This is a genomic window from Brachybacterium alimentarium, from assembly GCF_002332425.1.
Taxonomy (GTDB): domain Bacteria; phylum Actinomycetota; class Actinomycetes; order Actinomycetales; family Dermabacteraceae; genus Brachybacterium; species Brachybacterium alimentarium.
The window spans coordinates 1-22,842 of record NZ_NRGS01000003.1 but is presented as its reverse complement, the minus strand read 5'-3'; the positions used below and the strand labels follow the sequence as shown (position 1 = coordinate 22,842).

The window sequence follows — 22,842 nt, the reverse complement described above, 5'->3', positions numbered from 1 at the left end:
GTTCGCCTCTTTCGTCCGGGTGGCACGCCCCGCGGCGCACCTCGTGGGTCCCCGTACTCGGGGGATGTGGATCGTACACTCCGGTAGGACCGGCGTGGTACCGAGGGCGGGGATCGAACCCGCGACCTCACGATTATGAGTCGTGCGCTCTAACCGTCTGAGCTACCCCGGCATGACCGATGAAACGGCCCGATCTCGAATGAGACCGGGCCGCCACATCCATCAGAGCCCTGAAAGGGAATCGAACCCTTGACCTTCTCCTTACCATGGAGACGCTCTGCCGACTGAGCTATCAGGGCAACCCGGTGAACTTTACACAGTCCCTGCCCAGCGGGCAAATCCTGAACCTTCTCCGGTGCCTCGAGTCACAGGGACTCTCGGCTGCTTCGGATCCGGGGATCGTCAGCGGTGGCAGATGAGGGATTCGAACCCACGAAGGCAATGCCAGCTGATTTACAGTCAGCTCCCTTTGGCCACTCGGGTAATCTGCCGCTGTACACCTCCGTTGCCCACGCGATCAGATCTCGTGGCCGCCGGAAGCGGACTCGAAACAGCATAGCGGTGCTCTGCGGGCGACGCTAACCCAGGAGGCCCCTGGACTGCATGAAGAAGGTCACAGAGCCCCTGAGCTGGGACGACGCTCCGAGCAGGCAGGCTCGAGGGACCTGCCCCGAGCCCGCTCGGGGCACCGGCACGTACACAGCCGCCGCCGACGCAGCCAGAAGGTCGTCGGCGGCCCGAGAAGGAAGGACGCCCCGTGGCAGATTCATCGTTCGACATCGTGAGCAAGCTCGACCGTCAGGAGGTCGACAACGCCGTCAACCAGGCTGTCAAGGAGGTGGGCCAGCGCTACGACTTCCGCAACACTGGAGCCTCGCTCAACCTCGGCAGCGACGAGATCGTGCTGACGGCGAATGCGGAGGAGCGTGTGCTCGCCGTTCTCGACGTGCTGCAGTCCAAGCTGATCCGGCGTGGGATCTCTCTGAAGGCCCTGGACGTCGGCGAGCCCAAGCAGTCCGGCAAGGAGGTGCGTCTCGTCGCCGGCCTCAAGGAGGGCATCAGCTCCGAGGACGCCAAGAAGATCGCCAAGCTGATCCGCGACGAAGGCCCCAAGGGGGTCAAGCCGCTGATCCAGGGCGACGAGCTTCGCGTCTCCTCCAAGAGCCGTGACGACCTGCAGGCCACCATCGCCCTACTCAAGGGCAAGGACCTCGACGTCGCACTGCAGTTCCTCAACTTCCGCTGAACGCACCGCTGGTAGGGCCGATCGGCCCGCTGCTCTCGCAGCAGCATGTCGATGCCACAGGACTCCTTCGCCTCTCACGCGGAACGGAGCCCTGTGGCATCGCGGCGCCCGATCAGCAGATCACTGCTGGTTGGACGCTGCATCCTGCTGCTCGGCATGAGTGCCCAGCTCATCGGAGCGGCGCTGGAAGCCCTCGACCAGATTCGCCACCGGGCCGGACACGAACGCATTCCAGTCCTCCTGGTAGGCGTCATAGTCCGGACCGATCCACTCCACCGTGTTGACGAGGCTCGTGGAGGCATCGATCGCCTCGAGGATCTGCTGGCCCGCCTCGCTGATCGAGGTCGCCACCTCGCGCCCCTCCTCCGGATTCATACCCTTGAAAGTCATCACATACCCCTTTTGACATCGTGCGGATCACTGCTGGAAAAGGCCACCGTGCCGGTGGTCAGGCCGATGCTTCGCGCTGAGCCGCCGCATTCTGCGACGCCCGCTCAGTGAACTGGCTCGCCTGCTGCACGATCTGCTGCACCAGCTGCCCGAGCTCACCGTCGAACTCGCTCACGAACCGATCGCGGTCCTCCCCCGTCCAGTCGAACTCCGAGACCCGACCCTGCACCTGCGTGTAGATCTGCTGAGCCTGCTCACCGGATTCGGCGATCTGCTGACCCATCTTCTCGACGACCTCAGGGGTCATACCCTTCTTCATCACGTGCTCCATCTCGTCGTTGCGACTGTCCCCACCCGACCCGACCTCGCAGTCGCACCCCAGGTGATGGCACCAACCCTAGACAGCGTCGAGATCCGTGACCATCACTCGGATCCCGGCCTCCCTCCACACCCCCAGTTGAGGTTGTTCCCGCAGGTCAGAGCATGGTTCTTGCGTTTGAGCCATTGTGGATAACTCACGACGAAGAAGCCCCGATGCCGCTCGTGCGGCATCGGGGCTTCGGTGTGGTGAGGGGGCGGCCTGAGAGCCCGACCGTCCCAGCGGATCGGACGATCCCAGCGGCCGGACGAGCGCGGCGCACCTGGCGACGCCAGCGCACCGAGGCGCCTCGCCGGGTCGCACTCCGGCAGCCACGGCGCCTCGCCGGGTCGCTCGCTCGCCGGCGGCCAGGGTGCGTCAGGCGAGTTCGACGGTGACGGTGTCCTGAATCGATCGCACGATCTCCGCCTCGTCGCCAGCGGACTCGGCGCCGCAGCTGCCCACGATCTCGACGATGTCCTTGGCGACGCCGCCACGGTCGACGAGGGTGTAGCGGGCCGACTGCACCACGGTGGTGTGGCCGGGCTGGGTGTAGCTGTATTCGCTCGTGGTCCAGCTGGTCCCGTCCACGTCGACCGTACCGGTGCCGAGCTCCTCGAGGCCGGGCAGGGAGGACTTGCGCTGCTCGAGACCCGCTCGTGCGTCCTGGTCCGTGAAATCGGGGCCGAATCGCTGCACGGTGACCACGATGTTCGCGCGGAACTGTCCGTCCACGTGGGGCTGGGCAGCGGCGAGGTGAACGCCCGGGACCGTGAGGGTCTCCCAGTCATCGGGGATCCCGACGGTGATCGTCGGCGGGCCGGGGAAGTCGGCGCTCGGGTACGCGATGTTCCTGGTCATGAATGCTCCGTTCGTGCCTGCGGCAATGCCGGCAAAGATATCAGTCTCGAAGAACCCGGCGCCCGAGCAGGCGAGCTGCTCGGGCGCCGGGTTCGTTGTGCTGGGACGCGCCGGGTCGACGACCCGTTGAGCGCGGTCAGCTGGTGGATGCCGCGTCCTGTTCGGCGGCGTTGCGGTCCGCGCTGTCCCCCAACTCCTGGACGGAGGTCATGATCCGCTGCATGGCTGGGACCATCTGCCCTGCCCACTGGCTGCGGAAGCGGTCTGCGTCCGGCCCGGTCCAGTCCACGGCCTCGAGCCCGGCGGTGAGCTCCTGCTCGATCCCCGTGATCTCGGCGGCCGCTTCGCGCAGCCGAGCCGACATCCGCCGGACCTCCTCGACATTCATCCCCTTGGTGGCATTCACGATCCCGACACCCCTTCCTGGCTCTGCGCGGCAGCACCCCGTGCGGGGCATCACCCCTGCGTCGTGCTCGAGGTCCACACTAGGGCGACGGCCGATACCGGACCATGGGAGCTCTCCCTCTGGGGATAACTTCCCGAGCTCGCCTCCGTCGACGGTGTCTGCCTCACCCGGTGATCTGCGCGACCTGCAGTTTGATCGCTCGCCCGCCGTGCACGAGGAAGCCGCGGCCCGCAGGGAGGTCTGCTCGACGGATCCTCCCCAGTCCGGTGCCGAGCAGCGCGTCGCCATCCATCTCCCCCGGCTGGAGAAGCAGCCCGCGGCGGCCGGACTTGAAAGGCTGGGCCAGGACATACGCCTGGGACCAGGACGCCGAATCGTTCTCGCCCACCACGAACTGCCCGTCGCGAACGCAGGTGCGTATCAGCCTGTCCAGGTCGGCCTCGATGCTGCTGCCGGTGAAGTCCGCGACACCGTCGATGAACAGGGCGAGCCGCCCCTCCCCGGCGGCGCCTGCATCGACCGTCTGCCGCAGCTGCACGGCGAGCTCACGGACGCGCTCGGGGTCGGATCCCTCCACGTCCCAGATCGGCAGCCCGGTCAGCGGCGTGCGTCGTGCGGAGAAGCGCACCAGGCGCATGGGAGTCTCCAAAGCCTTCAGTCCGTGGGCGATCGTCAGCATCGCCGTGGTGCGGCCGGAGCCCATCGGTCCCGAGACCATGAAGGCGCCACGGGGCTGGATGGTCACCTCTGCGAGCGTCTCGTCGGCGAGGCCGAGCACCGGTCTGCCAGCCACGACGGGACGCAGCTGCGAGAGCTCGACCCGTTCGGGCAGACGCTCGACGCGCGGGGCCTCAGGGACACCTGCGCGACGCATCGCCTCGGCGAGCTTCGTGACCTCTCGCGACTGGATCGCGATGTTGGAGTCGCCGCCGTGCACGGCGACCTGGACCTCGTGTCCGTCGAGGATGGCCCGGCCGGCCGGTGAGTCGGCATCCAGCACGTCCTTGGGCACGCCGAACCCGGCGTAGTCATCGGGACCGGGCATGCGGTGGACGAGTCGGCGCTGTATCGAGGAGCCCAGCGACGTGGGGACCGCGCCGGAACGGTCACCGGTGACGATGACGTGCACGCCGACCTGTCGGCCGTCGGTCGCGATCTGCACGAACGCGGTGAACCATTTCGTGAGGCCCGAGTAGTCGTAGGCCTCACGGAAAGCGGCCATGCCGTCGACCAGCAGGAGGACCCTGGGGGTCTCCGGCTTCCCCGCCAGGTCGCGGTACTCCGCCACGGAGCCGGCGCGCACGGTCGCGAAGTCACGGGCGCGGTCGTCGATGAGCGTGCGCAGGGTGCGCAGCAGGCGGATGACACGCTCCTCGTCGTCGCCGGGGACGATCGCTCCCACGTGCGGAAGGTCCTCGAGCATGGTGAGGCCGGAGGCGCCGAAGTCCAGGCCGTAGACATGGACCGGGCCGCCGCGCACGGTCGAGGCTGCGGAGATAGCAATCGTGCGCAGCGTGGTCGACTTGCCGGAGCCGCCGGTCCCGTAGATGGCCATGTTGCCGTCACGATCCGGGTAGTAGGAGACCGTGGGCTGCGCCTGGTCCTCGGGTGTGTCCATCACGCCCAGCAGCAGGTCCTCGTCCGTGCGGCGCGACGGCAGGCGGGAGAGGTCGTAGGCATCGGCGAGCTCGGCCAGCCATGGCTTTCGCGGGGTCGGGACCTGTGCCGCATCGGCTGCTGCCCTCACGGTGGCCACCACACGGGCGATGTCGTTGGGGCCCGGATCCTCGCTCTCCGCGGCGGGCGGGGCGGGTAAGTCCCACTGCTCCCCGGTGCCGAAGTCCTTCTCGACGATGTCGATGCGCGCCCGCTCGGGATCGTCCGTGGTCCAGCCGCCCGCATATCCGGTCTGGAAGGTCGCGATGCGGCCCGGACCGGTCTTCGCGGCCGCGCGCCCGGGGAGGCCGGGGTCGAAGTGGGCGGCCGCTGGGTCCCCCAGGATGTCCCGGGAATCCGCCTCGTCCGCCATCCGCAGCGCGATGCGGAGATTGGTGTTGGCGCGCAGGTTGTCCTTGATGACGCCAGCGGGACGCTGGGTGGCGAGGATCAGGTGCAGCCCGAGCGAACGTCCCCGCGCGGCGATGTCCACGACGCCGTCGACGAACTCCGGGATCTCCGTGGCGAGGGCCGCGAACTCGTCGACGATGATGATCAGGCTGGGCGGGGCCTCAGGGTCTCCGGTGCGTTCCAGCGACACCAGGTCCTTGGCCTTCTTCCGGTTCAGCAGGTGCTCCCGGTGATGCAGCTCGGCGCGCAGCGAGGTCAGGGCACGGCGGACCAGGTGCTGGGAGAGGTCGGTGACCAGGCCGACAGTATGCGGGAGATCCACCGCATCGGCGAAGGCCGCACCGCCCTTGTAGTCCACGAGCAGGAAGGTCACGCGGTCAGGACTGTGCGCGGTGGCCATGCCCATCACCCAGGCCTGCAGGAACTCCGACTTTCCGGCGCCGGTGGTGCCGCCCACGAGCGCATGCGGGCCGTCCGTGCGCAGGTCGAGGTGGAAGGCCTCCTGGCCGTCGTGGCCGATGAGACCACGCAGGGTGGCATCGTGCGTGCGCCGCTGGGGCGCGGACCCGTCACGCGGGATCAGCGAGCTGTTCTCCTTCCAGCGATCGATGATGTGGTGCGGCGACTGGGCCATCGCCATGCCGCCGAGCGTGAGATAGGAGATCGTGCGCGGGAGATCCGAATCGTCGTCGATCGGGACCCCGGCGTCGACCACCGGGGAGAGATGGCGGGCGACCCCCGAGGCCACCTCCACCGACACCGTCTCCACCGTCACCGGGAGATAGCGTTCCCCCAAGCGCACGTGCCCGGCGCTGGCCCCGTCCGCTGTCTCCTCGACCGTCATGTGGGTGCGGCATGCCGCCGGCAGCGCGGCGATGTTCGAGGCGCACCAGAGGACATGCACGCCGACGTCCGGCCCGCGTTCGGCGATGCGCACCAGACGGGCTCGATCCACCGGGGCGTCGTCCTCGATGACCACGACGAGGCTCGGGGTGACCGGGGCGGGAGGGTCCGGGTCCTCGCGCGCGATGTCGAGCGTCGTCGGGGCGCGCAGAGCCGCAGGAGCATCCCCCGCACGCTGCTCGATGAGCGCCTCGACCCGTGCGAGCAACGAGGTGCCGCGCCCCGCGGTGTCCGCGAGATGATCGCCGGCCAGGGGCGAGTGCGGACTCGAGGTGTGCGGGAGCCATTTCAGCCATTCCCATCCCTCCCGGCTCGACCGTGAGGTGATTGCGGCGATCGCGAGCTCCGCCGGGGAATGCAGGGCGATCAGCTGGATCACGAGGCCGCGGGCGACCCCGTCGGCCTCGTCCCCCGCCCCGGCGATCCCGATGTTCCCGGCATGGCGCAGATGGGCGACGATCGGCACGCCGGCGATCGAACGGTAGCTCTCGTGCAGGTCATCGAGCAGGTCGTAGTACATCGTGATCGCGTCGTTCTCCCCGGGCATCTCGATGCCCACCCGGGAGGGCGCGATCCCGAGGCCCAGGCGCACGGTGGCGAAGGCGCTGTGCTCAGGCCGGTGGGTCCACAGCAGCCGGCCCAGCCGGAACGCGGCATCGACCGTGTCTGCTGCCGACGGAGATTCCACCAGGCGCACCGCGCGCTCGAGATCCTGCGCCGCGGTGACCCGGCGCTTGAGCGAGGCGAGACCGTCCTCGAAGTTCGCGATCTGGCGCTCGAGCTGCTTCTTCTGCTGGTACCTGCGGTTCAGGTATCCGGCCGCCGCCATCATCGGCATCATGGCCACGAACATGAGCGAGTAAGGGCTGCCGGTCATCGCGAACATCAACCCGCCCATGAGGAGCGGGGCGAGCATCATGAAGATCGGGAAGAACGGGGGCGCCGGCTCCTTGGGCGGCGTCGGCGCCTTCAGCGGACGGTACGGGAACCGGGGCACCACCCGCGGAGACCGATTGAACTCGACCACCGGGGAGCTCGGTGCGGTCCCGCCGAGGCGATGCAGGGTGGTCACGGAGAAGGTGGTGCCGCCGATGTGCACGACGTCCGCCGGCCCGATCACCGCGCGCTGGACCCGTTCGTCACCGAGCAGGACACCGTTAGAAGAGTGGAGATCGATGATCTCCACCGCGTCGCCGACGTTGAGGCGCGCATGCCGCTTCGAGAGCATCGGATCAGCGATGCGGATGTCGAGATCGCCTTCACGGCCGATGACGCTCGACCCGCTGGGCAGCGGAAATTCGCGACCGATCTCCGGTCCCGAGAGCACGCGCATCAGTGCCGCTGCCGCGCCCCGGGACTCCGCACGGGTCGTGTAGTGCACCGAGGAACGGGCGATCGAGACGACGCTGCCCGAGCGCAGCCCGGCCTGGATCAGGTCGCTCTCCCGCTCCAGGGATCGCACTCCCCGTGCCCCCGGGCCTGCCCCGGGATCCTGCACCTGGAGGGTCAGCCCCGCCGGCGGTTCGACGTCGTCGCGCAGGGGATCTGCCAGGTACAGCGCGGTCGCCACATCCGCCACGCTCGCCGTCGCATCCGCGGTGACCTCGAGATCCGTGAGCCGATCCTCGGGTCTGCGCAGCGTGAGCCTGATCCGCATGCCGGTTTCCCCCCTGGCGAGCTCCTGCGCGCCCTACGGATCACCCCTCAGCCGAGGGGCGAGTGCTCATCGTCGCCCTCGGCCTGATCCAGCAGCGGGAGGTCCCCAGCCGTGACCAGCCGGGAGAGCACTGCATGCTCGACCAGCCGAGCCCGCCGGTTGCTCGCGAGCTTGCCGGGACCGCCGCGCAGCCCCCGCACCCCGAGACGGTCGAGCTTGTCGCACACGTTGTCGAGCTTGCGGTTGAACTTCGTGATCTGCCAGCCCAGGCGCGCGGCGGCCTGCGCCGAGCTGGGCACCGAGCTCATTCCCGAACCCTCCCGCACGAGCATCGGCTCGCTAAGCGCGAGGATCAGGAGCTTCTGGCTCGGTGTGAGCTGCACCGAGCCGACGGTGGTCTCGCCCACGGGGTCCTCCAGGCCGGCGATCCGCGCGAACTGCGGGGACTCGGCATGGATGGACAGGTCGTAGGTGGTGGGCCCGGCCGTGAAGATCACCTTGGTCTCGTCCAACACCAGCGGGATCCGCGCGCCGGGCGCGAGCCAGGCCTGCATCGACCCGGTGCCGTCGGTGATCGTCGCGGACAGCCGCGATCCGATGTTCACGAGCCACCACATCGACTCGACCTGCACGATCGTGAGGAAACGTCGATGAAGGAATGCGTTCTCGTCATCGACGCTCAGATCGGCTTCGCGGCCGATGGTCATCTCCTCCCCCTCGGCCACGCGGAACCATTCACCGCAGAACTCGACGGAAATCGTCGATGCCATCGCCTGCCTCCTTCATCGTCGGTCCTGCTCCTGCGGTCGGCAGGATCTGCTCGGCCCGCCGTCTGCGCTCCCCAGCGCGTCTCGCGCAGCCTCGTGCGCCTCGTCCGGCCCCGCGTCTGCTCGTCTCGGCTGTACGTCTCATCCCTCGCCCAGACACGTCGACACCGCCGCACTGCGACTCCCGCCGGGCGAGACCGTGCGCACCTCGAGGCACGGGTTCGACACCCCTGGCGGCGTGCTCCTGGTCGTCGAGACGCGCCCCTTCACGGTCACCCATCCCGAGTGCTCAGAGTAGTCGGCGGGCAGGTCCTTCCACCGCACCTGGTAGTAATCGCCCTCCCCGACGTTCTCCGGAGCGTCCCAGGAGATCGTGGCTCGGTCCGTGTCCCCGCTGCCTTCGAGCGCGGGAAGAGCCGCCACTGCGACGGACCTCGGAGCGTCCGGCGGATCCTGTGCCTTGGCCGGGTCGTTGACGGCGACCGTCGCCCGCTGCTCGGGCTCCGGACGCGTGATATGCCGTACGACCAGGGCGGTTCCGACGCCGAGCACCACCACCAGCACCGCGGCGAGGGCCACGAGGGGCCAGGGCGGCGTCCGTGCTGCGGGGTATGTCGGGGCTGCGGGGAGCTGACGGTGCGCGTAGGCCTCCACCCTGTCCGCGGAGGCCGACGAGGCGTCCCGCGCAGCCGGACGCAGGGCCGTCGCCACTCCATCGGCTCTTGTGGATAACTCTGTCCGGGTCGGTGCCGATGCCACCGATCCTGCCGCGGAGGGTGCCGACGGACCGAGCGCCGCAGCGACCCCCGCGTACGGATCCAGGCGGCTCCCGTCGCGTTCCCGGGAGAGGCCGGGGGTGGGATCGACGGCGGCGACCTCCCGGATCCGGGTGTGCCGGGAGAGCTCGTCGTCCTGGGTCCCCGCGTCGCCGGAGGCTCGATCGTCGAGGACCTCCATCTGCGTGACCGGCAGGGACAGTGCGAGCTCGACCTGCTGCAGGCTGCGGCCGAACGCGAGCGCGGTGTCGTACCGGCCGGCCGGATCCTTCGCCATGGCGCGGGAGAGCGCACGCTGGAGCTCGTCGGGCACGTCGGGGCGGGTCAGCGGCGCAAGCGGATCCGTCGCGGTGCGGTGGATGAGGTCCGCAGCGGAATTCCGGCCTCCGGGGTGCTCGAACGGGGTGCGCCCGGCAAGCAGCGAATACACGGTCGACGCCAGGGAGAACACGTCGCTGCGGGCGTCGACGCGGGGCACGCCCGTGAAAAACTCCGGCGGCGACCACAGGATGGAGACGCTCCCGGAGCCCTCGGCCTCACGCCCCGGAGAGGTGGCGATAGAGATCCCGAAGTCGGAGAGCACCGGCCGACGGTCGTCGGTGACCAGGATGTTCGCCGGCGTGATGTCCCGGTGCAGGATCCCGGAGCGGTGCCCCGACTCCACGGCGCCGGCGATCTGGACACCGACTGACAGCGCCTCGGCCACGGTGATCCGCTCCGCGCGGAAGCGCAGACCGTAGTGGGGACGCGCGCAGTACTCCATGACGAAGTGCGGACAGCGCTCCTCGGAGACCTCGGCCTGATGAATCGTGACGATCGATGGATGGGTCGACAACTGGGCCAGGACGGTCGCATCGGAGACGAGCGGCTGGCCGGCGGAATCCTCCAGAACGCTCGAGAGCAGCACTTTGACCGCGACCCGACGATGCGGACAGGGCTGGCGATAGAGGAAGACGTCCGAGAACCTGCCGGACCCCAGCAGCCGCTCGTACTCGTACCCCGGGAGCAGGGGCGGCATGGGCGGCGGGCGTCGGCTCATGACCGCTCCCTCAGCCGCAGACGGACGTCGTCCCCGAGGTCCAGCCGGTCGCCGTCGTGCAGGACGATGCCATCCTGAGGGCGCAGCCGCAGCAGGTCGGCGCCTTCTCGCTGCAGCGTGGTCCCGTTGGTGGATCCGAGGTCGATCGCCACCACGTGCCACCCCTCGAGCCGCAGTTCCAGGTGCGATCTGGAGACGTCCTGCTGGGGGCTCGGGACCGTGATCAGCTGCGGAGCCTGGCGGCCGTCGGCACGCGATGCACGGGGCCGACGGCCGACGATCGCCGAGCGGTCCAGCACGAAGTGCTCACCGGTGGACAGCTCGATCGCTCCCAGCGGTGGGCGCGCGACCCTCCGGGCAGGTCCGTCCAGAGGAGCCTCGCAGGCCCGGCACCGGGAGCGCTCCGCAGAATTCGCGTGCCCGTTCCGGCAGACCAGGCCGGTCAGCACGACAGCGCGTCCGGACTGCCGAGTGCGCACGGGCGCAGTCGGGCTCTGGTGGAGGAGGCGCCCGGTCGGTGGGGAGACGGGCTCGCGGCGGGGAAGCGGAGCCGCTCGGCGGGCGTCGGCGCGGGCGATCTCGGGAGCGATGCGTCCCGCTCCCGGCACCCAATCGATGACGCCAGTGTCGACCGCGGCGGGGCTGTCCGGCGCCGACCGGGGCGCCGCCGAGGGCAGCGAGCGTCGGCCGTCCTCCGGCCCGGAGGACTCCTCGCTGCACGGGTGGCCCGGACTCACATCCGCGGCTCTCGGCTGTCCGTGACCGGCGCCTTCCGACTCGTCCTCCGCACCCCGACGCACGGCCGCATCCTCGACGCTGCGGTGGATGGTCCTGCCGAAGAGGTCGTCGTACGCTCCCGAGCTCTCGAGGCCGTCCGCGTCCTCGAGCGGCGCGGTCTCGGTGTGCGGAGCGAGGAGCGCGAGTCCTTCGTCCTGGTCGATCGGAGCGACCAGGGTGTCGGGCACCGAGGAGGGTCTGCTCGCGGTGCCCGGATCCCCCGTCTCGGCGGTGTCCGGCGTAGGCCTCGAGCTCGCGGCCGTCTCCGAGGTCGACGTCACGACCGGGGTCGTCTCCGGCCTCGACGTCACCATCGGGGTTATCTCCGGCCTCGACACCACGATCGGGGTCGTCTCCGGCGTGGACGCGGGGGCCCGCGCGGCTGGCGCGGCTGGCGTGGCTGGCGCGGCTGGCGCGGCCGAGAACAGTCCGTCGAACACGTTCGGCCCACCGGAGGAGGCTGCCGCATTCGTCGCACGCGGGGGCGCCGCGCCGCGGTCGATCGAGGAGGGGACCTCGCCCGGCCTACGGGTCACCGTGGCGGGTCTGCGCACCGGCGTCATCGCAGGCCGCGCGACGCTCGGCACGGGCTTCGGGGCGGCCCCGACGGAGGGCCGCTTCGCCGTTTCCGGGTTCTCGATGGACCGGCCGAACGTCGCGACCTGTGCGGCGAGCGCCGCGCGGTCCTCCTCCCCCAGATCCGCCGGGTCGACGGCGACCTGGACGAACCCTCGCACCCGCGTGATCCCCGTGGCCACGCGGAGGGTGCCCACGGGATCCTCGGAGGGGAGGTCCCCGAAGGCGACGCGTCGCACGGCATCGAAGGTCCGCAGGGCGACAGGGCCCTCGTCGGTCCCGACGACCAGCTCCGCCCCGTCGGCCGTGTGCACGGCGACCGGGGTGGAACCCCTGACGCCGATCGTCAGCGACGTGCCGCCGTGGATGCCGAAGAGGATCGCGCTGAGGGTGCGAGCGCTGTGGGGCCCTGCCTCCCGGGTCAGATCGTCGAGGAAGGTCTCTGCAAGGGTGCTCTGTCCGAGCAGCATCCACGCCGACTCGATGACCTCCTTGCGCGTCCCCGGGACGAGCACGACCCATCCCGTCTCACGCACGACCAGCGTCGCGGGCCCCGGCCGGGTCCAGGTGCCGGGTCCGAGCAGTGCGGCGGACCTGATCGGTCCGCTCGCAGTGCTCATCGCGCGCCGTCCTGCCCCTCGCGAACGCGCCGCGGAAGGGTGTCCTCCTCGACCAGGTCGTCCTCGTCCGGCGAGGAGGTGCGGTGGTCCGAGGCAGACTCGACGAGAGCGTCCCGCCCGATGATCTCGAGGGCCTCGACCACGACCACGCTCACGTTGTCCCGGCCTCCACTGTCCAGGGCGAGCCGCACCAGGTCCTTGCTGACGGTGCGCACGTCCGACGGCCCGCGGAGCATCCGCTCGATCGACCGGTCATCGATCTCGCCAGTGAGCCCGTCGGAGCAGATGAGCATCCTGTCCCCCGCCTCGGCGGGAATCAGCCAGTAGTCGGGGTCGGATTCCGGCCCGGCCCCGAGCGCGCGGGTGACCATGTGCCGGTAGGGATGCACTCGGGCTTCCTCGGGCGTGAGATCACCGCGGTCCATGAGCTCCTGGACCACGGAATGGTCCACGCTGACCTGCTCGAAGATCTCTCCCGAGAGGCGATACACGCGGGAATCCCCGAGGTTCATCACGACCCAGTAGCCGACGCCGTCCAGCACCATCGTCGCGACCGCAGCGACCGTGGTCCCCGCCCCCAGGGTCGATTCGCCGCCGAGCGCGCCGATGCGGTCCGCCGCGCTGTCGAGCGCCTCGCCGAGCTGCTCGACGGTCACGTTCTGCTGGATCGTGAGCTTCGCGAACTCCTCGACCGCGATCGCGCTGGCGACCTCTCCGGCGTTGTGGCCGCCCATGCCGTCGGCGACCATGTAGATCGGGGTGGCGTTGAGGATGCTGTCCTCATTGGTCGCCCGGACATGGCCGACGTGCGTGGCGTCTGCCGAGACCACCCGGATCGTCCCCTGGACGTCCGGGTCGGAGAGGGACCGGTCGATCACTGCTCCTCCTCCACGGTGAGGGTCCGATCCCCGAGGGCGAGGGTGGTACCGGCCGGCACGACCGCAGACTCGTGCGGGACCAGGTCCTCGTGCGAGCCGTCCTCCCCCAGGATCGTCGATCCGTTGGTCGATCCCAGGTCCGTGACGACGAGGTCGTCGCCCGAGGCGTCGATGCGCAGGTGCGTCTTGGACACCGAACGGGTCTCGTCCTTGAGCACGACGGTCTCCTCATGCTGCTCGCCGGAGGGATTGCGACCGACCACCACGGCCGCCCCGACGATGCTGCTCGCACCGTCGTCGGTGGTGAGCCGCAGCTTCGTGGCCACCGGAGTGCGCGCCCAGGGGGACCGGGACTGCTCGAGGTCTTCGTCGGGCTCCACAGCGGCCGACGGGCACGCCGGCGCGACGATGTCATCGGCGGGTCGTGCCCAGGCGTCGCCGACTGGCTCGTGGGGTGCGCTCTGGGCGACTGGAACAGGAGCGAAAGGCGCTGACCAGGCGGGCCCTGCCAGGGGTGTCTCGGGGGCAGGGCTGTCGCGCCATGCCGCACCGGGCTCGGTGAGCAGATTGTCGTGGGCCGAGACCTCCAGGGATGCTGCTCCGAGGTATTGGGTGTCTGCGGGACGCTCGAAGTAGTCGGCGCGGGGCACCATCGGGTCGCGCCCGGCTCTGATGTCGACCACGACCGAACCGACCGCCCGATCATGGAAGCCTCGCAGCTGCTTCCGGGGGTCCAGGAAGACCGTGAGACCGATCAGCCACGTCAACACGCCGTACAGGGCCCCGCGGCCCAGAGCACGCAGGACTCCGATGCCGCCGCCGTCGCTGCGGCGAGTGATCCGCAGCCCCGACGCCAGCTTGCCGAGGGAGAATCCCTTGGAGCCTGTCAGCCAGATCATCACCAGGGCGTAGGCGACCGGGAGGGCGACCCCCAGTCCCGTCAGGATCGCGGCCAGCATGCTGACCGGGTCCTGCCTCGCCAGCAGGATGATGCCGATCAGCAGCGGGATGGTCAGCACCCCGAAGATCACACCGTCGATCAGGGCCGCGGCGACACGCTTGGCCGGTGCGGCCGGCACGCAGCCGTCCAGTGGGGCTTCGAGCTCCCCGGTGGACGACGCGCCGTCGGCCTGCACGTCAGACGACGGAGCAGGCGACCCGGGCCCGCCGGGCTGACCGGTGGGCGCGCCGGGAGCGCGCTGAAGCATCGGGGACTGTGTGACCATCATCTGATCGTACTGTTCCGCCGGGCGCAGTGCCGTCGTCCCTGGCTCGCCGGGGAGCATCGACTTCCGGGAGATCAGCTCGATCTCGTCGGCCGGTTCCCGCGTCAGCTCCTGCTGGCGCGGATCATCTCGGCGCGTGGTGAGCGGGCGCTGGAACCAGGCCGCCGGAGCGTCCGTGGCCCGGCGCTCATAAGGGGATTCCTGGTACCGGGCTCCGCATTCGCCGCAGATCGCGGCTCCTGCGCTCAGCAGCGCCCGGCAGGTGCTGCAGTATCTGGTCCGATTCATCGCGTCCTCCCTCTCAGGAGCCGTTGCCGTGTCGATCTCGTCCGTCGGCGCGATCCGCGGTGGCTGCGTCTGAACCGTCGACGGAAGGACCGCAGGGAGAGCTCCCCGCGCAGACGGCGGTGCCACGGCACCGACGCCGCCATGGTCTGCCGCGCCGCAGCCACCTGCTCCCAGTACTCCTCAGCAGCGCCTTCGGGCAGATCATCCGGCCCGAACACCGCTCGATCTGCTCGCGCGGCGAGGAGCGGCGCCCACAGTGCGGGGAGCTGCCTGTGCACGCCGGCGGCGGCCTCGGCGCGAGTCGTCCCCGGGTCGAGGCGATACCCGAGGTCGGCGAGGTGATCCAGGAACTCCTGCCAGCCGCCGTCGATCCGGGTCGGCGGCGACCCCCTTGTGCGGCGATACCTGCGTCGTGCTCTCTTCCCGATCACCACGACGGCGAGCGCGAGCCCCGCCAACAGCAGCGTCGCGGTGGAGGCGATACGGGACGCCGACGCCGTCCGCTCGGGAGCCAGGCCGTCATGGGCAGCGTCGTCGCTCATCGCGCCCGGGGGCGACGTCGGGAGCTCTGCAGTAGAGGGCGGTGGCTCAGCCGGCACTGGGAGCGGCCTGCTGATCTCAGGGGGCTCGGCAGGCTCAGAGGGCTCGGCAGGCACGGTCTGGTCCCCGTCGCCAGGCGCCACGTCGAAGCGGACCCAGCCCAGGTCCCCGTCGAAAGCGACCTCGACCCACGCGGTGACGTCCGCGCCGATGATCTCGACCGCTCCCGTCGAACCTGCTGCGCTCTCGCTGCTCGCCTCGACCTCGAAACCCATCACCACGCGGGCCGGGATCCCGATCGATCGGGCCATCAGCGCGGTCAGCGCCGCGAACTGCTCCTCATCTCCGATGAGGCCCTCGGTCCGGGCCTCCGGTGTCGTCTCGCCGTCAGGCCCGACCGGCTCGACCGGCTCGACCGGCTCGACCATGGTCAGCAGGCGGCCGGCCCCGTGTCCGGAGAGCGAGGCCGCCTCGCCGTCGTCGATCCCGTGAGAGAACGTGGCACGGGTCCTGAGTGCTCGGGTGAGGTTCGTGATCTTCTCGTAGTCCGACACGGCGCCGCCCGCCCATTCCTCGGCGAGCTGCGTGACCTGCCCCATCCTGGGTGCCGGCGGCAGCTGAAGCTCCGCGAACCGGGCTGTGCGCTGCTGATCGAGAGTAGGGGCGGTGTACGGCTGGTACCCGAGAACGTACGTGTCGCCCTCCTGGACACCGGCGGAATTCACCATCGTCTGGGACTTCTCGTTGAGATACAGGCTCCCCGCTGCAGCGTTCACCCGATCATCCGTCGTGTCGTCGAGGTCGATCCGCTCGGTCGCGACCCCGAGCGTGGGCAGCCACACCCCGGAGTAGGCGCCGATGGTGAGGGTCGAGGTGCGCGCCGCCACTTCACCCCGCTCGAGATCCACCCCCGCAGCGGAGCGCAGGAATGCCCCGGACGCCTCGTTCGTCGTGTCGCTTCCGGCGACGTTGTAGACCTGCAGGTCGTAAAGGTCCATCGTCGCCAGGCGCACCCGGTCACCGTCCTCGAGGCCGGTGACCGTGAAGAGCACGTCGCTGCGCTGCTGCTTGAGATATCCCCGGAACTCCGCCAGCGGCGAGACGTACTCCTGCGGGTCGAACGGCGGCACGATCGTGTCGCGGTGGGCATAGCGGACCGTCGCCTCGGGTGGATCCAGCAGGGGCTGGGCGCCGATCGTCGCTCCCCCGGCGAGCGCAAGGGTCACGGCACCGCCGATCGCACGACGCCGCAGCACCGGGTTCGCCCATGAGCCGAGCACCCCCGTGGCAGGGACGATCGCGGACTGCGCACTCTCGCGCCGAGCCACCTCCCGCTGAGTCCCGTCGGCGCGCCAGCTCAGCCACGCCACGGAGATGATCGCGAACAGCACGCCCCGCAGCACTGGCAGAGCATCCTCCGTGGTGCCGAAGAGAACGGTGGCGAGGATCAGCACGAACGGGAACATCCAGGCCAGCGCGTCATGCCTGCTGCGCAGCAGGATCGAGGCCGACGGCACCGCCAGCAGCAGCATGCTGATCCATACCACGGCCAGGACGCCGTGTGCGCTGCCCACCGGCGGCGGCGTGGTCAGCACCGTCTTCCAGCTGCTCACCGGCGCGACCAGCAGATCCTTGAGCGAGCCGGCCGTCGGCAGGATCCCCCAGAGGGCGCGGGCAGGGGCGGCGAACATCGAACCGAACAGGAAATGCGCCACGATCAGCAGGGCGAGCAGACGCAGCGGCCCGCAGCGGAATCTCGCGCCGATCAGGGCGATCAGCAAGCCGAGGACCAGCGCCGCCACCCCCGCCAGGACATATCGGCCCCCGCCGTAGACGGGGTGGAATCCGACCATTCCTATAAGCATCAGCACGCTGAGCGCGGCGAGGTCGAGTAGTCGCCTGGTCTGAGAGGTCCGGGCGATCTGCTGTGTGTGCTCGGCGGGGCGGCGGCCCGTGCTCATCGGGTCACCGCCTGCAGAGCCCGCGAGAGCTCCTCGAGGGAACCGACGCTGACCACCTCGAGGCGTCCGAGGACCGAGCGGCGCCCGCCGATACCCCCGGCTTCTGCGACGCTCCTCACCTCCCTGATATCCCCGGCTTCCCCGGCATCTCCGGCATCCGCGGTAGACACTGAGCAGCGGATCGCGACAGCCCTCACTCCGGCGGGCAGCCGTGTCGCCACTGAACTCAGCTCACCCGCTGTCGTTCGGGAGCCGATCACGATCATCATGGTGGAGGCACCGACGGCGAGCTCGGCCACCTTCTGGCCGAGGTCACGGAAGCAGAGCTCCGAGGTGGAGGCGACGTTCGCGTAGTCGTCCATCAGATCTCGGCGGTTGCCGGTGCGCTGGCACGCGTCGACGCTGAACGCCCTCAGCTCTTTGTCCTCCCGCAGAGTCTGCAGGGAGACCGACGCGGCCACGGAGACCGCCAGCTCGAATTCCTCGTCGAGCGCGTAATGTCCCACGAGGTTGTCCAGGGCGACCATCACCCGGGTACGACGGGTCTCCTCGAACTGACGCACCATGAGCTTCCCGGTGCGGGCCGTGGTGCGCCAGTGGACGTGTCGGCGGTCGTCGCCAGGGGCATGGTCGCGCAGCGCATGGAAGGAGAGGTCCGAGCTGGAGAGGGTCGAGGACGGGGTGCCTTCGAGATCGTGGACGAACCCGCCGGCGAACTCGTCCAGACCCACGGTGCGGGGGTGGACGTACAGCTCCTGCGTCTTCGTCCAGGTGATCTGCCTGCTCATGAGCGACAGCGGATCCTCGCGGGCCGAACGCACGGGTCCGACCCGCAGCACGGTCCGACGCTTCGTGGGCACGGCGAACCACTCCTCGCACATCTCCGCCGGGGCCAGACGCGGCACGAGGAGCTGGGCGGTCGCCGGCCCAGCGGCCAGATCGAGGCATGTGGGCAGCAGCGGACGCCCAGTGGGATTGGCGATCGCGACCCTGCCGAACGCTCTGGCCCCCGCCACCACGCGCTGGGAGCGCAGCTCCACGGTGACCGCATAGCCGGCCGTTCCCTGCACGAACACTGTCGCGACCACTAGAGGCACCGTGAGCACGAGGGCGATCACATTCAACTCCGTCACGTGCAGCGTGAGCCCGATGATCCAGCACAGCGTCGCCATCACCAGCACGGCCCGTCCGAGCGGGGACAGAGCACCGAGTCGGGCTCCCTCGCCGGAACGCGACGCGGTGCCGACGTGTCGACCCCTCGCCGCTGCCCGGGCGGTCCTGGCGTCAACGGTCGCGGTGGGGAACGAAGAAAGCTCGGGGTTCATGCCACCTGCTGACGTGCCTGCGGAGCTGCCACCTCACGGAGGATCCTGGTCATGATGGCCTGGGCGGTGACCCCGTCGAACTCAGCCTCGGACTCGAGGACGAATCGATGCAGCCATACGTGGCCCGCGAGGTGCTTCACGTCGTCCGGAGTCACGAAGTGGCGTCCGTTCGCCGCCGCCCAGACCTTCACCGCCCGCACGAGGCCGAGAGCGCCCCGGATGGAGACGCCCGCCCGCACCTCGGGAGCCAGGCGCGTCTCCTCCATGAGTCGGGACACGTACGCGAGCACCGCCGGGTCTACATGAACGGTCTCTGCGAGCCGAGTCATGTCGCTCACGGCGTGCAGCGCGATGCGCGGACCGAGACGGCTGGAGCGGTCCCGCAGGGCGGCACCCGCAAGGATCTGCATGCTCGAGGCGTGGTCCGGAAAGCCCAGCGACAGCTTCATCAAGAAGCGGTCCAGCTGGGCCTCGGGGAGCCGATAGGTACCGGCATGCTCGAGAGGATTCTGGGTCGCGATCACCATGAAGGGGTCCGCGACCTCATGGCTGATTCCGTCCACGGTCACCCGGCCCTCCTCCATCACTTCGAGCATCGCGGACTGTGTCTTGGGCGAGGCACGATTGATCTCGTCGGCGAGCACGAAGTTCGCGAACACCGGCCCCTGGTGGAACTCGAAGGTCCTGGTGCTCTGCTCGTAGATCGTCACGCCGGTCACGTCAGAGGGCAGCAGATCCGGGGTGAACTGGATACGGGTGCTCGAGCCCTGCACGGTCGCCGCAGTGGCGCGGGCCAGCGACGTCTTCCCCGTGCCGGGAGCATCCTCGAGCAGCACGTGGCCCGGTGCGAGCATCGCGGTCAGCACGAGACGCACCACCTCGTCCTTGCCGAGCACGGCCTGGCCGACGTTGCGGACCAGTTGGGCGAAGGTCTCGGAGAACCAGCGGGCCTGTTCGCAGGTCATGCTCACAGTGCGGGCCTCCGTATCGGACGCGAGGGGTCGACGAGGCCGACAACGGAGGCTCCGGGAATGCCGACCTCAGGATCGGTGGCAGCGCGTGCGATCTCCCCGGTCTCCCCGGTCTCCCCGGTCTCCCCGGTCAGGATGGCCTGGTCGGCGGCCCAGTCGTCGATCCTCGTCATATCGTCGGCGATCCTCCAGCACGGCCCGAGTTCCTGGTCGTTGAGGACCACGAGGCCGCTGTTGACCCGGAGGACCAGCGTGCCCAAGGGGTCCGCGCCGTCGACCGCCTCGACGACGGGTGCGGAACCCTCGCAGGCGCGGATGTATCGCGCCGATTGCGACCACGCGCCGTAGAAGCACCCCTTCGACTGGGCGGGCGGTGCCGGTTCCCCGGTGCCCCCGGAGTCGATCTTCTCCGCGGGCCCGCCGTCCATGGGCACGAGGAGCAGCGCTTCCTCTGTCGCGACGGCGACGTCTTCCGACGCTGGCGCGGGCTGCTGGAGGACCGCGGTCACCGACGGGATGAAGTTGTCCTGGTCAAGATCATGCACCACCGCCTCCTCCCCGATCCGGAGCTGACGGTTCTCGGAATCCAGGATTACCGGGCTCTCGCCGACGGCGGTCATCTGCAGCATCTCCTCCTGAGTGGAGACGCCGCTGACGGTGATGGGGTCCTCCCCTGTGGTCCGGGCGGCGATGGGCGTGAAGGGAAAGGTCAGAAGCTGGTCGCCGTCCAGGAGAAAGACGGTTCCTCGCGTGCTCACCGTGACCGTCGGAGGCCCGCCGGATGCCTGATGAATCGGCTCGACGGCCTGTGGGCTGAACGCCGCGGCCTCGTCCAGGGACAGAATCCAGACACGTCCGTCGGGGGAGACGAGCACGACGCGATCCCCGCCGAGAGCAACTCGGGTGCCGGGGAGGTAACTGACCGCCTTCTGGCGGGTGACGGTGGCAGTGTTGATCGGCACCATCCCGTTCGGCCCCGTCTCGAGCACGTGATAGCCGGATTGCAGGATCTCGACGCCATCGCCGGTCGAGGTAAGCCGGGCGTCGAGCTCGGCAGCGTCGACGTTGAGCCGTCCCATCAGGCCCTGCTGTGCGGCGGTCACCCAGACGCCGCCGTTGGTCACCGCGCCGTGGGAGGTGGCCACCCCCGGAGAGCGGATCGCAAGGCCCCCGACCACCACAGCGGCCGTGGCGAGCGCGACGGCCGTGATGACGGGTCCGCGTCGCCAGTGTCCCTCCCCCTGCATGGCCACAGACATGGCGACACCCCCGGTCGGCTCTTGGACTCGGCTCCTGCCAGGCAGCACCCTGCAGCGTTCGCTCCCAGAACCTCTTCCGGAAACGGACCAGCCGTTCACGACCGTCTCAGACTACGTACGGGGCCTACTCAGGACCACCGCACCTCGATCCCGGTGGATAACCGTGGACGGACCCCAACGACACGCAGGTCAGGAGGGGTACGGGGGATTGCCCCGTCGCTGTCCGTCCAGACGCACCGGGACCGCCGACAGCGGGCACCCAGCGCCCACGGGCGAGCTGCCCGGAGCCTCTCCGGGACACTCGCGTGCGAAAAGGTCAGCTGTGACGCTGGACGAGAGAGCTCGTGAAGTGGATCAGCGCGGTGCGCACGGCACCGTCCGGAAGCTCCTCGAGGATCGCGACTGCGTCATCCGCTGTCTGCTGAGCCAGAGCGCGCGTCTCCTCGAGCGCCGGATCCTCCCGCAGGAGAGCCACGAGCGTCTCCAGATCCTCGTCGCTGCTCAGATCACCGGCAAGACGGTCCACGATCTCGACACTGTGGGCATCGCCCTGCTGCTCAGCACGCCGGCGCACGAGCAGGGTGGGCATGGTCGGCACGCCTTCGCGCAGATCGATGCCAGGCGTCTTCCCACTGGTCTCCGTGCTGCTCTCGAGGTCGAGAACGTCATCGGCGAGCTGGAAGGCCACCCCGATCTTCTCGCCGTAGCGGCGCATCACACCGGAAGCGTGCTCCGACGCTCCGGACAGCACTGCCCCGAGCTCTCCCGCCAGAGCGAGCAGCGAAGCGGTCTTGTCCGAGAGCACCGAGATGTAGTGCTCGAAGGGATCGTCCTGCGCGGACGGGCCGACGGTCTCATGCAGCTGACCCAGGCAGAGCCGCTCGAACGTCTCCGCGTGCAGATGCACAGCCTCGGAACCGATGCGAGCACTCAAGGCGCTGGCACGGGCGAACAGGAAGTCTCCGGTGAGGATGGCGACGTTGTTGCCCCAGAGCGCGTGGGCGCTGTCCGTCCCCCGACGAGTGGTCGCGGAGTCCATCACGTCGTCGTGGTAGAGGCTGGCGAGGTGCGTGAGCTCGACGAGCACCGCCGCGTCCAGGACGCACTCTCGTTCCATATCGCCCAGGGCCGCCGCCAGCAGCACCAGCATCGGACGTACGCGCTTCCCGCCGGCGTCCATGAGGTGGCGTGAGGTCCACCGGACCATATCGTCAGAAGTTGCCACAGCTTCGCGCAGGCGACCCTCGATGAGTTCGAGTTGCTCGGCGACGCGCGCCGCGAGCTGATCATCGATGTCGGGGACGACCGGCAGCGAGGACGACATGGCTCTCCTGGGATTCGGCGAGGGCTCCCACAGCGGGTCGCCCCCAGCACGGATTCTGGCTGGACGGCGGCCTACGAGACCGCCGAGCACGCATGGACGACATCGCCGAGGAGCCGTCTACGCGATTTACGAGTCTACCCTCGGGCCGACGCAGAGGTACGGGCAGAACGTCCCCGCGTGACCCGGAGTACGCGATGGCTACCAGGGACCCGACGCCCCTCCCAGCAGTTGCTGCCCTCACTCTTCAAACCCCGAGGAGGTCTGGCGCGGGGAACGGCACGCTCCCGGACGACTCGTGGGCTCCACAAGGGAACAGACGCGGCGCACCGCCGCACGGCACATCTCCGTCCATGATTCCGATACGGCAGAGGTGCGGTACGGCGTGCTGAGGTTGCACACTCACAAATCCCCACTTCCAAGCTGCTCACACTAATCCCCGCTTCCAAGGAGAGCGCTGCGGCGGATCGCACGTCCCCAACGCCGGCGACTGTAGTGGACGTGGAGGGCTGCGCGACGTGGAGCGGTGCGCGGCATGCAGGAATACACAGCCGGCCCGCACGACCGTGCGACCGGGGCTCATGCCGCTGATCTCGCGACCCAGTTTCTGGGCATGAAAAAAGGGAGTGG

Annotated in this window: 16 protein-coding genes and 3 tRNA genes; 1 reads left to right on the top strand and 18 read right to left on the bottom strand. The window is 69.5% G+C overall.

The window, feature by feature from the left end:
• Positions 1–95: 95 nt before the first annotated feature.
• From CIK71_RS01405 to CIK71_RS01395, 3 genes are all read right to left on the bottom strand, one after another.
• Positions 96–172, bottom strand: a tRNA-Met gene (locus CIK71_RS01405).
• 54 nt (positions 173–226) lie between these two features.
• Positions 227–299: transfer RNA gene (locus CIK71_RS01400), tRNA-Thr, on the bottom strand.
• Positions 300–409: 110 nt separating this feature from the next.
• Positions 410–491 (bottom strand) — tRNA-Tyr (locus CIK71_RS01395).
• Between the two features lie 266 nt (positions 492–757).
• Here CIK71_RS01395 and CIK71_RS01390 point away from each other — a divergent pair.
• Entirely contained in the window at positions 758–1,246 is a 489-nt protein-coding gene (locus CIK71_RS01390) for a YajQ family cyclic di-GMP-binding protein (protein WP_096163405.1), read from the top strand.
• A gap of 120 nt (positions 1,247–1,366) precedes the next feature.
• Here CIK71_RS01390 and CIK71_RS01385 read toward each other — a convergent pair whose 3' ends face one another.
• From CIK71_RS01385 to CIK71_RS01315, 15 genes are all read right to left on the bottom strand, one after another.
• Entirely contained in the window at positions 1,367–1,636 is a 270-nt protein-coding gene (locus tag CIK71_RS01385; RefSeq protein WP_096163404.1) for a hypothetical protein, read from the bottom strand.
• A gap of 58 nt (positions 1,637–1,694) precedes the next feature.
• The gene (locus tag CIK71_RS01380) at positions 1,695–1,955 is read right to left on the bottom strand and encodes a hypothetical protein (RefSeq protein ID WP_096163541.1); all 261 of its coding nucleotides are present in this window, start codon (positions 1,953–1,955) and stop codon (positions 1,695–1,697) included.
• 417 nt (positions 1,956–2,372) lie between these two features.
• Positions 2,373–2,855 (bottom strand): hypothetical protein, encoded by a 483-nt coding sequence (locus tag CIK71_RS01375; protein ID WP_096163403.1) that lies wholly within the window; start codon positions 2,853–2,855, stop codon positions 2,373–2,375.
• 136 nt (positions 2,856–2,991) lie between these two features.
• Positions 2,992–3,261: a WXG100 family type VII secretion target gene (locus tag CIK71_RS01370; protein ID WP_096163402.1), complete on the bottom strand. Its 270-nt coding sequence runs from the start codon at positions 3,259–3,261 to the stop codon at positions 2,992–2,994.
• Between the two features lie 163 nt (positions 3,262–3,424).
• Positions 3,425–7,888, bottom strand: coding sequence for an FtsK/SpoIIIE domain-containing protein (locus CIK71_RS01365; protein ID WP_096163401.1), 4,464 nt, complete (start codon positions 7,886–7,888; stop codon positions 3,425–3,427).
• A 47-nt stretch (positions 7,889–7,935) separates the two neighbouring features.
• Positions 7,936–8,658: a hypothetical protein gene (locus CIK71_RS01360; RefSeq protein ID WP_096163400.1), complete on the bottom strand. Its 723-nt coding sequence runs from the start codon at positions 8,656–8,658 to the stop codon at positions 7,936–7,938.
• Between the two features lie 138 nt (positions 8,659–8,796).
• The gene (locus CIK71_RS01355; RefSeq protein ID WP_096163399.1) at positions 8,797–10,470 is read right to left on the bottom strand and encodes a serine/threonine-protein kinase; all 1,674 of its coding nucleotides are present in this window, start codon (positions 10,468–10,470) and stop codon (positions 8,797–8,799) included.
• Entirely contained in the window at positions 10,467–12,443 is a 1,977-nt protein-coding gene (locus tag CIK71_RS01350) for an FHA domain-containing protein (RefSeq protein WP_096163398.1), read from the bottom strand. The genes CIK71_RS01355 and CIK71_RS01350 overlap by 4 nt, the downstream gene beginning before the upstream one ends.
• Complete coding sequence (locus CIK71_RS01345; protein ID WP_096163397.1) at positions 12,440–13,321, bottom strand: PP2C family protein-serine/threonine phosphatase; 882 nt, start codon at positions 13,319–13,321, stop codon at positions 12,440–12,442. The genes CIK71_RS01350 and CIK71_RS01345 overlap by 4 nt, the downstream gene beginning before the upstream one ends.
• Positions 13,318–14,835: an RDD family protein gene (locus CIK71_RS01340; protein ID WP_096163396.1), complete on the bottom strand. Its 1,518-nt coding sequence runs from the start codon at positions 14,833–14,835 to the stop codon at positions 13,318–13,320. The genes CIK71_RS01345 and CIK71_RS01340 overlap by 4 nt, the downstream gene beginning before the upstream one ends.
• On the bottom strand, positions 14,832–17,336 hold the full coding sequence (locus CIK71_RS01335) for a transglutaminase TgpA family protein (RefSeq protein ID WP_096163395.1): 2,505 nt from the start codon (positions 17,334–17,336) through the stop codon (positions 14,832–14,834). Before CIK71_RS01335 ends, CIK71_RS01340 begins: the two co-directional genes overlap by 4 nt.
• Entirely contained in the window at positions 17,333–18,661 is a 1,329-nt protein-coding gene (locus CIK71_RS01330; RefSeq protein ID WP_096163394.1) for a DUF58 domain-containing protein, read from the bottom strand. The genes CIK71_RS01335 and CIK71_RS01330 overlap by 4 nt, the downstream gene beginning before the upstream one ends.
• A complete protein-coding gene (locus CIK71_RS01325) occupies positions 18,658–19,632 on the bottom strand; it encodes an AAA family ATPase (protein WP_158541971.1) in 975 nt (324 codons plus the stop codon). Before CIK71_RS01325 ends, CIK71_RS01330 begins: the two co-directional genes overlap by 4 nt.
• A complete protein-coding gene (locus CIK71_RS01320) occupies positions 19,629–20,990 on the bottom strand; it encodes a hypothetical protein (protein WP_141393676.1) in 1,362 nt (453 codons plus the stop codon). Before CIK71_RS01320 ends, CIK71_RS01325 begins: the two co-directional genes overlap by 4 nt.
• 217 nt (positions 20,991–21,207) lie before the next feature.
• Positions 21,208–22,215, bottom strand: a complete 1,008-nt coding sequence (locus CIK71_RS01315) for a polyprenyl synthetase family protein (RefSeq protein ID WP_096163391.1) — start codon at positions 22,213–22,215, stop codon at positions 21,208–21,210.
• Between the last annotated feature and the right edge of the window lie 627 nt (positions 22,216–22,842).

Coding starts and splice junctions, on each gene's coding strand:
- CIK71_RS01360 (WP_096163400.1), bottom strand. CDS start 8,658: ATGGCATCGACGATTTCCGTCGAGTTCTGCGGTGAATGGTTCCGCGTG.
- CIK71_RS01340 (WP_096163396.1), bottom strand. CDS start 14,835: ATGAATCGGACCAGATACTGCAGCACCTGCCGGGCGCTGCTGAGCGCA.
- CIK71_RS01330 (WP_096163394.1), bottom strand. CDS start 18,661: ATGAACCCCGAGCTTTCTTCGTTCCCCACCGCGACCGTTGACGCCAGG.
- CIK71_RS01375 (WP_096163403.1), bottom strand. CDS start 2,855: ATGACCAGGAACATCGCGTACCCGAGCGCCGACTTCCCCGGCCCGCCG.
- CIK71_RS01365 (WP_096163401.1), bottom strand. CDS start 7,888: ATGCGGATCAGGCTCACGCTGCGCAGACCCGAGGATCGGCTCACGGAT.
- CIK71_RS01335 (WP_096163395.1), bottom strand. CDS start 17,336: ATGAGCACGGGCCGCCGCCCCGCCGAGCACACACAGCAGATCGCCCGG.
- CIK71_RS01350 (WP_096163398.1), bottom strand. CDS start 12,443: ATGAGCACTGCGAGCGGACCGATCAGGTCCGCCGCACTGCTCGGACCC.
- CIK71_RS01315 (WP_096163391.1), bottom strand. CDS start 22,215: ATGTCGTCCTCGCTGCCGGTCGTCCCCGACATCGATGATCAGCTCGCG.
- CIK71_RS01380 (WP_096163541.1), bottom strand. CDS start 1,955: ATGAAGAAGGGTATGACCCCTGAGGTCGTCGAGAAGATGGGTCAGCAG.
- CIK71_RS01385 (WP_096163404.1), bottom strand. CDS start 1,636: ATGACTTTCAAGGGTATGAATCCGGAGGAGGGGCGCGAGGTGGCGACC.
- CIK71_RS01355 (WP_096163399.1), bottom strand. CDS start 10,470: ATGAGCCGACGCCCGCCGCCCATGCCGCCCCTGCTCCCGGGGTACGAG.